An 11,195-nucleotide genomic window follows, 5' to 3' on the forward strand; every position below is an offset into this window, starting at 1 on the left:
TTTTGACATGCCCGCCTGCGCTGGACAGTCCGGCACCGGCACCCGATAGTGTTTGGGCATGAGAGATCGCTGGTTCAAGCAGGTGGACGTATTCGGCACGAAGCCCTATCTGGGCAACCCGGTGGCCGTGGTGTTGGATGCCGACGGTGTTTCCGACGCCGCCATGGCCTCCTTTGCCCGGTGGACGAACCTGTCCGAGACGACGTTCGTGCTGCCGCCCACGCAGGAAGGCGCCGACTACCGGGTCCGGATCTTCACGCCCGGGGGAGAGATCCCCTTCGCCGGGCACCCCACGCTGGGCACCTGCCACGCCTGGCTCGAAGCCGGCAACATCCCGCATTATCCCGGCGTCGTGATCTCCGAATGCGAAGTGGGACTGGTGACCCTGCACGCCTCGGCCGGGATGGCCGCGTTCGGCGCACCGCCGCTGATCCGCTCGGGCGAGCTGGAGGAAGCCGTGCTGAAGCAGGCGGTGGACGCCCTCGGGATTACCCGGGACCAGGTTGCCGCCTCGAACTGGATCGACAACGGTCCCGGCTGGCTGGGCCTGCTCCTGAAGGATGCCGAAACCGTGCTGTCCCTGACACCCGATCCGGCGGCTATGGGCTCCCTGGCCGTGGGCGTCATCGGCCCGCAGCCCGACGGCGGCGAAACGGACTTCGAAGTCCGCGCCTTTGCACCCGGGCACGGGGTGCGGGAGGATCCCGTCACCGGCAGCCTCAACGCGGGGCTGGCACAGTGGCTGATCGGAGCCGGCCTCGCGCCGGAGCGTTACACCGTCACGCAGGGCACTGTGCTGGAGCGTTCCGGACTGGTGCGGATCTTTACCCGGGACCGGAAGATCTGGGTGGGCGGGGAAACCGCCACCTGCATTGACGGCACCGTAAAGCTGTAGCTGCGGACATGTTTACGCTGGCGTCCCTTCCGCACGCCGTCGTCGGCGCTCCCATGGCCGGCGGGCCGTCCACTCCGGCGCTGGCGGCGGCCGTCAGCAACGCCGGGGGTCTGGGCTTCCTCGCTGCGGGCTATAAAAGCGCCGAAGCGCTGGCCGGGGAAATCATGGCGACCCGAGGGCTGACCGGCCGGCCGTTCGGGGTGAACCTCTTCGTGCCGGACTCCGCGAACACGGGCGGTTCCGGAACATCCCGGCAGGTCGCTGCCGCCCTGGCCTACCGGGAGCAGCTGGCCCGGATCTATCCGCCGGAGCTGCTGCCGCTGCCGGACCCGGAGGACGACGACGGGTGGGATGCCAAGCTCGAACTGGTCCTCCGCCTGCAGGTACCCGTGGCGTCCTTTACCTTCGGCCTGCCCGGCGCAGACGTTATTACTGCGCTCCGGGACGCAGGCACCGCCGTCGCCGTCACCGTGACCACTGCACGGGAAGCCGAGCTGGCCGTTGCGGCAGGTGCACGGATGCTGTGCCTGCAGGGACCGGCGGCCGGCGGTCACCGCGGAACCTTCGACGCCGCGGCGGAACCGTCCGCGCAGCCGTTGGATGAGCTGGTGCGTGCGGCCCGGGACGCCGTCAGCGACGATGTCGAGCTCATTGGCGCCGGAGGAATCAGCACCGCTGCACAGGTCCGGTCCCTGCGGGCCGCCGGGGCGGATGCCGTGCAGGTCGGCACCGCGCTGCTGTTGAGCCTGGAGGCCGGGACCGCAGCCGTGCACCGGGCGGCCCTGCAGGACCCGCAGTTTACGCAGACCGCACTGACCCGGGCCTTTTCCGGCCGTACCGCCCGGGGACTGGCCAACCGGTTCATGGCCAAACACCCGGATGCCCCGGCCGCCTATCCGCTGGTCAACCAGGTCACCAAGGGGCTCCGGGCACGGGCGGCAGCCGCCGGAGATCCGCACGGCACCAGCCTCTGGGCCGGAACCGGCTACCGCTCGGCAGTGCCCGAACCTGCCGCCGCCGTGGTCGCACGGCTGGGGACGCGGTAACCGTTCCTAGGGCAGGCTGATCCGGACAAACACCGACGCCGCATTCCGGGCCGCCTGCGCCAGCACGGCTGCTTTCGGGTCTGCGACGTCCAGCGGGCGCAGCCGGGGCAGCGCGGCCCAGCGGGCGAACTCCCGCCGGTCGGCCACCTGCTCGGCCAGCATCCGGTCGCCGCCGAAGACCAGGTACTCCGGAGCGGCGCTGCTGAATACGGCCGCTGCCTGCTCCGCGACGGTCGCCACGAGGGCATCGGCTGCATTGGCCCGGCGGCTGTTCGGCGAACCCGTCTTCGAGCCCAGCAGGCGGCCTTCCCGGGCAACGCCCACGGCATAGCCGCCGCGCCGGACCAGCACCAGGCCCAGGGTCCGGGCCTGCCCGGCCAGCGAAGCCAGGCGTTCGACGTCGTTGGCGCCCCGTCCGGGGCGGCCGTCGGCAGGCCACGGTTCGAACAGTTCGGCCTCGGCGCCGGACGCGGCACGGACCCGCACGCCCTCATTCCCGGGGACAAACTCCAGTGCGCCCTGGCCCGCTTCGAACCGTTCCAGCCAGCCGGCCAGCCGTTCTGCCGAAACATAGGTGGTGCGCGAGGAAGGCATGGCCGGGTCTGCTTTCAACGAAAGAGGGGTGGACCTGCTCAGGTTACGGCACGAGTAGCCTTGAAACGTGAATGGTTTGCCGGGGAATGATTTGTTCAGCGTAGACGGAGACGACGACGCGGAGTTCGACGACGCCGGGGCAGTCCCGGGCACGAGGGTGCGGCCGCGCAGCCCCTTGGCTGTCCGGATGCGCCCGCGCACAGTGGACGAGGTGGTGGGACAGCAGCACCTGCTCGGCCCCGGTTCGCCGCTGCGCACGCTGGCTTCCTCCGCCGATGAACGCAACCCCGCCGGACCCTCCTCGGTCATGCTGTGGGGGCCGCCCGGCACGGGCAAGACCACGCTGGCACACGTCGTCGCCCGGGGCGCCGGGCGCAAGTTCGTGGAGCTCTCCGCCATCACCGCCGGCGTCAAGGATGTCCGCCGGGTCATGGAGCAGGCCCTGACAGACCGGGACCTGCACGGCGTCACCACCATCCTCTTCCTGGACGAGATCCACCGCTTCAACAAGGCCCAGCAGGATGCCCTGCTGCCCGGGGTGGAAAACCGGTGGGTGGTCCTGATGGCCGCCACCACGGAGAACCCGTCCTTCTCCGTGGTCTCCCCGCTGCTGTCCCGGTCGCTGCTGCTGACACTGAAACCGCTGACCGAGGAGGACATCGCCGCCCTGCTGCAACGCGCCGTCGAGGATGAACGGGGACTGGCCGGACGGGTGACGCTTAGCGCGGAGGCGCTGGAGCACCTGGTCCGGCTGGCGGCAGGGGACGCCCGCCGCGGCCTGACCGCGCTCGAGGCCGCCGCCGGCGTCGCCTACTCCGAAAAAGCGGACGGCGACGACATCCCTGAAGTCACCCTGAAACACGCGGAAGAGGCACTGGACGTTGCGGCGCTGCGCTACGACCGCGCGGGTGACCAGCACTACGACATCACCAGCGCGTTCATCAAGTCCCTCCGGGGATCCGACGTCGACGCCGCCCTGCACTACCTGGCCCGCATGCTGGAATCGGGGGAGGACCCCCGGTTCATCTCCCGGCGGCTGATCATCTCGGCATCGGAGGACGTGGGAATGGCGGACCCGACGGCGCTGCAGACCGCCGTCGCGGCCGCCCAGGCCGTCCAGCTGATCGGCATGCCCGAAGGACGGATCATCCTGGCCGAGGCAGTGGTGCATATTGCCACCGCACCCAAGTCCAACGCCGCCTACAACGGCATCAACGCCGCCATCGCCGATGTGCGGGCCGGGCGCGGGCAGGGCGTTCCATCCCATCTGCGCGATGCCCACTACCCGGGTGCGAAGCAGCTGGGGCACGGCAAGGGGTATATCTATTCGCATGACTCACCGCACGGCGTCGCACGCCAGCAGTACGCGCCGGATGACCTGGTCGGAACGAACTACTACGAACCCACCGGCAACGGAGTGGAGCGTGACATCTCCGCCAGGCTGGACCGGCTGCGGGGAATCATCCGGGGCGAGAAGTCCTGACCGGGAGCGCCTGTTCCTGACCGGCGGGTCCTGCGGTGCGTGTTAGCATTGATGGTTGACTGGCAAGCCGGTTGTCGATTTCGACACCCTCGGCTGTAGCAGACGGCAGCGGTTGGCCGGAGCTCTCCCTAATGGAGGCCAGCATATTTCGCAGCAGTCACGGCACGTACTACCGCCGTGGCCAAACCGCCAAACAGTGAAAGGTGAACGTGGCTAACAACACACGTGCACGCCGGCAGGCACGCGCATCGCGCGCCCTCGGCATTGCTTTGACCCCCAAGGCAGCAAAGTACTTCGAGCGTCGGCCTTACCCCCCGGGTGAGCACGGCCGCGCACGTCGCAAGCAGGACAGCGACTACGCCGTACGTCTGCGCGAAAAGCAGCGTCTGCGTGCCCAGTACGGCATCCGCGAAGCACAGATGACCCGTGTCTTCGAAGAAGCCCGCCGTACCGCCGGCCTGACCGGTGAAAACCTGATCGAACTGCTCGAAATGCGTCTCGACGCACTCGTGCTGCGTGCCGGCTTTGCCCGCACGATCGCCCAGGCCCGCCAGCTGGTTGTGCACCGTCACATCATGGTTGACGGCGCCCGCGTGGACCGCCCGTCCTTCCGCGTTTCCGAAGGCCAGCTCATCCACGTGCACCAGCGCAGCGAGACCATGACGCCGTTCCAGGTTGCCGCAGCCGGCGCCCACCGCGACGTCCTGCCCGCCGTTCCGGGTTACCTCGATGTTTCCCTGGACAAGCTGCAGGCACGCCTCGTGCGTCGCCCGAAGCGCTCGGAAGTCCCCGTGACCTGCGAAGAGCAGCTCGTGGTGGAATACTACGCACGCTAATAACGGAAACTTTTCCGTTTACTGTTCAGCCCGCGGCCTTGTGCCGCGGGCTGTTCCGTTATCCGGGGCCGTATTCCTCCTTTCGTGGCGTACACGGCAAAAGTAAGTGCCGCGGCGTTGCAGTAGGTAAGGTACATACCGGAGTCTTTCGCCGTATCCAGGCGGGGACTTCCGGGCAGAGCCGTTAACGGCGATGCGAACCACGAATTTTCTGCGCAAGAAGGAGTCCCATGTCGGGTGGAGATATAGCCGGTCTGATCGCGGCCGGTGTGTTTGCCGTATTGGTCGCGTTGCTGGCCGTTCCCGTCTGGAAACTGGGGAAGGTCTTCGACGAGATGCGCGGCGCCATCCGTACGCTCAGCGAGGAGACCACTCCGCTGATCGACGAGGTCACCACCACGGTGTCCACCACCAACCTGCAGCTGCAGAAGGTGGACGGCATCTCCTCGAACGTTTCGGACGCATCGGCCAACTTGTCCGCTCTGTCCTCCCTGGTGGCCGCCACCGTGGGTTCCCCGCTGATCAAGGTCTCGGCGTTCAGCTACGGCGTACGTTCCGCCCTCGCCTCCCGCAGGACCGCCGGCCGTGGCCGGCGCAGCCGCTAAGCACACCAACAATTACAGGAGCCAGCCATGATCAAGCGCGTATTTTGGATGTCCATTGGCGTTGCCATCGGCGTAATCGCCGTCCGCCGGGTTTCCGAGGCCAAGACCAGCCTGAGCCAGGCGGGGATCAACCGTGCGGTGGATTCCGCAGCCGGTGCCGTGCAGAGCTTCGCCGAAGCCCTGCGTGAAGGCATGGGCCAGCGTGAGGGCGAGCTGCGCGCTGCCCTGGGCCTGGACAACTCCGACAACGTTGCCGAGACCCTGAGGTCCACGCGCCGCTAAGCGCCGCACTTCTTCGTCACTGGCAGCACAGCATTACGCACGCAGTCCCACCTGCCTGCTGAAACACCATTACCGGAAGGGTATAGAAGCACCATGAAGTCCCACGAGATTGCACGCCGCTGGCTGGATTACTTCAGCAATAAGGGACATACGGTGGTGCCCTCGGCGTCGCTCGTCTCCAACGATCCCTCGCTGCTGTTCACCGTGGCCGGCATGGTGCCGTTCATCCCTTACCTCACCGCCCGCGAAAAGGCTCCATACAGCCGGGCAACCAGCGTGCAGAAGTGCATCCGCACCGCGGACATCGAAGAAGTGGGCAAGACCGCCCGCCACGGCACCTTCTTCCAGATGGCAGGCAACTTCTCCTTCGGTGACTACTTCAAGGAAGAAGCAATCACCTACGCCTGGGAACTGCTGACCTCCGACGTCGAGAAGGGCGGTTACGGGCTGGACCCGCAGCGGCTCTGGGTCACCGTTTACGAGGACGGCGACGAGCGCGACGACGAAGCCCGCGCCATCTGGCGGGACAAGATCGGCATCCCGAATGACCGCATCATCGGGACCGGCAAGGCGGACAACTACTGGAACACCGGACAGGCAGGCCCGGGCGGCCCCTGCTCCGAGATCTACTACGACCGCGGCCCGGCCTACGGCCAGGAGGGCGGCCCGGCAGTAGACGAGACGCGCTACATCGAGATCTGGAACCTGGTCTTTATGCAGTACCAGCTCTCCGCCGTGCGCTCCAAGACGGACTTCGACGTGGCCGGCGAACTGCCGCAGAAGAACATCGACACGGGCCTCGGCCTCGAGCGTCTGGCGATGATCCTGCAGGGCGTGGAGAACATGTACGAGACGGACCAGGTCCGTCCCGTGCTGGATAAGGCCGCCGAGCTCTCCGGCAAGACCTACACCAGCTCCGAAAACCCCTCGGACCCGCACCACACGGACGACGTCCGGATGCGCGTGGTTGCCGACCATATCCGCTCCGCCCTGATGTTGATTTCCGACGGCGTGAGCCCGTCCAACGAAGGCCGCGGCTACGTGCTGCGCCGCCTCATCCGCCGGGCCGTGCGCGCCATGCGCCTGCTGGGCGTGGACACCGCCGTGCTGCCCGAACTGCTGCCCGTCTCCCGCGATGCCATGAAGGGCACGTACCCCGAGGTTGAAGCCGACTTCGCCCGGATCAGCCGGATCGCCTATGCCGAGGAGAAGGCGTTCCTGCGCACCATCGCCTCCGGCACCGAGCGCCTGGAAGAGGCCGTCAAGGTCTCCAAGGCCGCCGGCGCTCCGTTGAGCGGCGAAGAAGCGTTTGCCCTGCACGACACCTACGGTTTCCCCATCGACCTCACGCTGGAAATGGCCGAGGAAGCGGGCCTGAAGGTCGACGAGGCCGGATTCCGCTCGCTCATGTCAGAGCAGCGCAAGCGCGCCCAGGCAGATGCCCGCGGGAAGAAGCACGGGCACGCCGATATGTCGGTGTTCAACGAACTGCTGGCCGCCGGTTCCACGGTATTCACGGGCTACGACGAGCTGAAGACCGAATCGAAGGTCCGCGGCATCATTTCCGGGAACTCCCGCGTGGAATACGCCGGACAGGGTTCCGAAATCTCCCTGGTGCTGGACTCCACGCCGTTCTACGCCGAAGCGGGCGGGCAGGCCGCCGATACCGGCCTCATCACCGGTGACGGCTTCGTCCTCGAGGTGCAGGACGTCCAGCGTCCGGTCAAGGGGTTGAGCGTGCACAAGGCGATTGTCCGCGAAGGCGAGATCGCCGCCGGCGCCAATGTGCTGGCCGCCGTCGACGCCCAGCGCCGACACGAGGCTGAGCAGGCGCACTCCGGCACGCACATCGTGCACGCGGCCCTGCACCAGATCCTCGGCCCGGAAGCGCTGCAGCGCGGCTCCTTCAACAAGGCCGGCTACCTGCGCTTCGACTTCTCCTGGGGCGAAGGCCTCTCCGACGCCGCGAAATCCGAAATCGAAGAGGTCTCCAACCTCGCGATCCGCAGCAACTACCAGGTAGAGACCAAGATCATGTCCCTGGCGGACGCCAAGGCACTGGGCGCCACCGCACTGTTCGGCGAAGCCTACGGTGACACCGTGCGGGTCGTGGAAATGAACGGCGACTGGTCCCGCGAACTCTGCGGCGGCACCCACGTGGCCTCGACTTCCCGCATCGGCAGCCTGACCCTGCTGGGCGAACAGTCCGTCGGATCCGGCAACCGCCGGGTCGAAGCCTTCGTGGGTATGGACGCCTTCCGCCACCTCGCCGCCGAGCGGGCACTGGTGAATGAGCTCTCCGAGATGCTCAAGGTCCCTTCGGTGCAGCTGCCGGACCGCCTCGCTGCCACCCTGGCCAAGCTGAAGTCCACCGAGAAGGAACTCGAAAAGCTGCGCCGCGAGCAGCTGGCCGCTTCCGCCGCTGCCCTCGTAGGCACCGCAGTGGACGTAGACGGCGTCCGGCTCCTGGCCCACAACGCCGGCGAGGTCGGGGGAGCGGATGACCTGCGCACCTTGGCCCTCGACCTGCGTTCCCGCCTGGGCAGCGAACCCGCAGCGGTGGCTGTCGCCGGTGTCTCCAACAACCGTCCCGTGGTGATTGTTGCCACCAACGAAGGTGCCCGCGGTGCCGGCGTCAAGGCCGGTGCCCTCGTCAAGGTTGCTGCCGGCGTGCTCGGCGGCGGCGGCGGCGGCAAGGACGACGTCGCCCAGGGCGGCGGCTCCGATGCAGGCAGGATCGGAGATGCCCTCACGGCGATCCGCGAAGCCGTGGCCGGGCGGAGCTGACTTGAGTGGTCTGCGCGGGGTGAAGCTGGGTGTCGACGTCGGCCTGGTTCGGGTCGGCCTCGCAGCCAGCGACCCCGACGGCGTCCTGGCCATGCCGGTCAGGACGCTGAAGCGGGACGCGAAGAAAAACAGCGACATCCGCGTGGTGGTCCGGGAAGCTGCGGAGCGGGGTGCCGTCGAAGTGTTTGTCGGCCTGCCCCGCAGCCTGGGCGGCGGCGAAACCGCCTCCACCCAGATGGCCCGGGACTACGCGCAGGCGCTGGTCCGGGCCCTGGCCGACGCCGGCCAGGAACAGCAGGTGCGGCTGGTGGACGAACGCCTGACCACGGTCTCCGCGCACCGTAACCTGCGCGAAGCTGGAATGAACAGCCGGAATCACCGTACAGTGGTTGATCAAGCGGCTGCAGTGGCTATTCTGCAGCAGGCTATTGACACACAACGATCCCAGAACCGGGACGTAGGGGAGCTGGTTACACTGCGCCGGCCGCGCCGCGAAAGCGGCGGGATGCCGGCCCCGACCGAGGAGTTCGAAATTTCGCAGGACATCGAGCGCGAAAGCGGTAATACGCCGTGAGCCACAGATATCCCGAGTACCCGGCCATGGCGGAGCCTGACCGCAGGCCCCGGGAGGGCGGCAGTCCTCTCCCCGTGGGCGTGTTCTTCGAGGAGCCCTCGGAGCTTCCCAGCCGCAGGAGCCAACGGCCGAGCCGTGAAAAGCAGCGCCGCCGCCGTCGCCGCACCATCATCATGATCACCGTGCTGGCCGTGTTTGCAGGCGTGATTTTCGGCCTCATCATGTTCCTCCGGGACCTGCTGGGCATGAACGAGATCCAGGACTACGAGGGTGCAGGCAACGGCACCGTGGCGTTCACCGTGGCAGAAGGTGACGGCCCGCTGCTGATCGGCGGAAAGCTCGAAGCCGAAGACATCGTCGCCACGTCCAAGGAATTCGTCAACGCCTTTACCGCCCAGTCTGACGGACGGGAAATCCAGCCCGGCACGTACGAAATGAAATACCAGATGTCCTCCTCCGCCGCCGTGGATGCCCTGCTCGGGGACGGCGGCAGCCAGGTGCATTACGCGGCAGTGGCACGCGACCTGCGCCAGGGCGAGGTCTTCGAAGTCCTGAACACCTCGACCCGGATCCCGCTTTCGGAGTTCCAGGCCTTGGCCGCGGACCCGCAGCAGTTCGGCCTGCCGGAGGAAGCCGTAAGCCTTGAGGGCTACCTGCATCCGGGCGAATACCGGTTCGACGTCGAAAAGGACGCCACCGAGATCATCACCGAGATGGTGGATAACACGTTCGCTGAACTCGAAGCGGCCGGTATTACCGATCCCGCCGAGCAGTACCGGATCCTGACCAAGGCCAGCATCATCCAGGCCGAGGCCGGGGAGGCTGACTACGGCGCCGTCGCCGGTTCCATCGAGAACCGGCTGGGCCCGGACAACAAGGAAACCAACGGGCTGATCCAGTCCGATGCCACGGTGACCTACGGCCTGAACCGCAAGAGCTATGAACTCACCGCGGAGGAAAAGGCGGACAAATCCAACCCGTACAACACCTACGCCAACCCCGGCCTGCCCGTCGGTCCCATCGGTTCCCCGAGCCGGGAGGCCATTGAGGCAGCGGCCAACCCGGATGACGTCCCGTACTACTACTGGGTCACCGTCAACCTGGACAGCGGCGAAACCAAGTTCTCCTCCACCCTCGCCGAGCACGCCAAGTACGTCGAGGAATACCAGAACTGGTGCAGTACCCAAAAAGCCGGGCGGTGTGGTTAGCGGTGGATAGCGCCCCGCGGCGCGCAGCCGTGCTGGGGCATCCGATCAGCCATTCCCGGTCACCCCGGCTGCACCGGGCTGCGTACAACCATCTGGGGTTCGACTGCAGCTACGAGGCAATAGACCTCCGTGTTGAGGAGGCCGCGGGATTCGCGGCCTCCCTCCGGGGGCAGGCGGGCTGGACCGGTCTGTCCGTCACTATGCCGCTGAAGGCCGTCATGGCGGCGCAGATGGACGAGGTCGAGCCGCTGGTGAAGGCCCTCGGGGTGCTGAACACCGTGACCTTCTCCCGGACAGGCTCCCGCACGGTCCTGACCGGCCACAACACCGATGTGGCCGGCATTGTCGGCGCGCTGCGGTACGCCGGAATCGGTTCCGGAGCGCGCGCCGTGGTGCTTGGCGCAGGCGGAACCGCGTGCGCCGCTGTTGCGGCACTGGCCCGGCTGGACCCGGCCGAAACGGTAGTCTGCGCCCGCCGCTTCCCGGTACCCGCCCCCGGACAGGCAGGGGTGCTGGAGGCAGGCCGCGCAACCGGCGTTGCCGTACACCCGCGCCCGTGGGAGGAGGCAGCCGCCGCCTGCGCGGCAGCCGACGTCGTCATCTGCACCCTCCCGCCGCACGGCGCCGACGGCCTCGCGGACGCAATCTCCGAAGTCCGGCAGGACGCCATCCTCCTGGATGCCGCGTACGACCCCTGGCCAAGCCGGATCGCGTCCGTCTGGTCCGGGTTCGGCGGAACGGTGGTGCCGGGCATCGAGATGCTGCTCTACCAGGCCGTGGAGCAGGTAAAGCTGTTTACTGCGGACGCGTTCTTCGATGAACCCGGCGTCATAAACGCCATGTGTGACGCCGTGCGAATACCGCGGCGCTGAACGCCCCCGCCGG

Annotated in this window: 11 protein-coding genes; 10 read left to right on the forward strand and 1 reads right to left on the reverse strand. The window is 67.4% G+C overall.

The window, feature by feature from the left end; translation table 11 throughout:
• Positions 1 to 58 precede the first annotated feature (58 nt).
• Positions 59 to 895 carry a PhzF family phenazine biosynthesis protein gene (locus tag NNX35_RS07965; protein ID WP_255766333.1) on the forward strand — a complete coding sequence of 279 codons (837 nt, stop codon included), beginning with the start codon at positions 59 to 61 and terminating at the stop codon, positions 893 to 895.
• Positions 896 to 903: 8 nt separating this feature from the next.
• Positions 904 to 1,941: a nitronate monooxygenase gene (locus tag NNX35_RS07970; RefSeq protein ID WP_255867450.1), complete on the forward strand. Its 1,038-nt coding sequence runs from the start codon at positions 904 to 906 to the stop codon at positions 1,939 to 1,941.
• A 6-nt stretch (positions 1,942 to 1,947) separates the two neighbouring features.
• On the opposite strand, the gene NNX35_RS07975 is transcribed toward NNX35_RS07970, so the two are convergent.
• Positions 1,948 to 2,535: a Vms1/Ankzf1 family peptidyl-tRNA hydrolase gene (locus tag NNX35_RS07975; protein WP_255867451.1), complete on the reverse strand. Its 588-nt coding sequence runs from the start codon at positions 2,533 to 2,535 to the stop codon at positions 1,948 to 1,950.
• A 67-nt stretch (positions 2,536 to 2,602) separates the two neighbouring features.
• Here NNX35_RS07975 and NNX35_RS07980 point away from each other — a divergent pair, with 67 nt between their 5' ends.
• From NNX35_RS07980 to NNX35_RS08015, 8 genes are all read left to right on the forward strand, one after another.
• A complete protein-coding gene (locus tag NNX35_RS07980; protein ID WP_255766330.1) occupies positions 2,603 to 4,018 on the forward strand; it encodes a replication-associated recombination protein A in 1,416 nt (471 codons plus the stop codon).
• A 209-nt stretch (positions 4,019 to 4,227) separates the two neighbouring features.
• On the forward strand, positions 4,228 to 4,854 hold the full coding sequence (gene rpsD, locus NNX35_RS07985) for a 30S ribosomal protein S4 (protein WP_104054795.1): 627 nt from the start codon (positions 4,228 to 4,230) through the stop codon (positions 4,852 to 4,854).
• A 230-nt stretch (positions 4,855 to 5,084) separates the two neighbouring features.
• Complete coding sequence (locus NNX35_RS07990) at positions 5,085 to 5,459, forward strand: DUF948 domain-containing protein (protein ID WP_227921340.1); 375 nt, start codon at positions 5,085 to 5,087, stop codon at positions 5,457 to 5,459.
• 27 nt (positions 5,460 to 5,486) lie between these two features.
• Positions 5,487 to 5,741 (forward strand): hypothetical protein, encoded by a 255-nt coding sequence (locus tag NNX35_RS07995; RefSeq protein ID WP_227921347.1) that lies wholly within the window; start codon positions 5,487 to 5,489, stop codon positions 5,739 to 5,741.
• 93 nt (positions 5,742 to 5,834) lie between these two features.
• Positions 5,835 to 8,528 (forward strand): alanine--tRNA ligase, encoded by a 2,694-nt coding sequence (gene alaS, locus NNX35_RS08000; RefSeq protein WP_255862941.1) that lies wholly within the window; start codon positions 5,835 to 5,837, stop codon positions 8,526 to 8,528.
• Positions 8,485 to 9,102, forward strand: a complete 618-nt coding sequence (ruvX, locus tag NNX35_RS08005) for a Holliday junction resolvase RuvX (protein ID WP_370646996.1) — start codon at positions 8,485 to 8,487, stop codon at positions 9,100 to 9,102. Before alaS ends, ruvX begins: the two co-directional genes overlap by 44 nt.
• Positions 9,099 to 10,310, forward strand: coding sequence for an endolytic transglycosylase MltG (gene mltG, locus NNX35_RS08010; RefSeq protein WP_255766327.1), 1,212 nt, complete (start codon positions 9,099 to 9,101; stop codon positions 10,308 to 10,310). Before ruvX ends, mltG begins: the two co-directional genes overlap by 4 nt.
• Positions 10,311 to 10,312: 2 nt before the next feature.
• Complete coding sequence (locus NNX35_RS08015) at positions 10,313 to 11,182, forward strand: shikimate dehydrogenase (protein ID WP_255766326.1); 870 nt, start codon at positions 10,313 to 10,315, stop codon at positions 11,180 to 11,182.
• Positions 11,183 to 11,195 lie beyond the last annotated feature (13 nt).

Source organism: Arthrobacter sp. zg-Y844, assembly GCF_024385465.1.
Taxonomy (GTDB): domain Bacteria; phylum Actinomycetota; class Actinomycetes; order Actinomycetales; family Micrococcaceae; genus Arthrobacter_B.